Here is a 222-nt window from a genome sequence, read left to right as displayed (position 1 = left end):
CAAGATTGCCGGTATCAAGCTGTGCGAGAGTTTTAACCGCCAGCATGACCGGGATTTCCGTTCGGTGATGCCGACCAATCTTTACGGGCCGGGTGACAATTTCCATGCCGAGAATGCCCATGTGATTCCTGCGCTCCTGCGCCGGTTTTATGATGCGGTTCAGTCACAGGCCGATCAGATAGACATCTGGGGCAGTGGCAGGCCGCTGCGCGAATTTCTGCA

General features: G+C 55.9%; 1 protein-coding gene. It reads left to right on the top strand.

The features are described from left to right. A partial coding sequence (locus MO867_RS23270; protein WP_252473531.1) for an NAD-dependent epimerase/dehydratase family protein occupies positions 1–222 on the top strand: 222 nt, incomplete at both ends.

The sequence above is a fragment of the Microbulbifer okhotskensis genome (assembly GCF_023895975.1).
Classification (GTDB): domain Bacteria; phylum Pseudomonadota; class Gammaproteobacteria; order Pseudomonadales; family Cellvibrionaceae; genus Microbulbifer; species Microbulbifer okhotskensis.
Note: the sequence above shows the minus strand (reverse complement) of the source record. Positions and strands in the feature narration are given on the sequence as shown.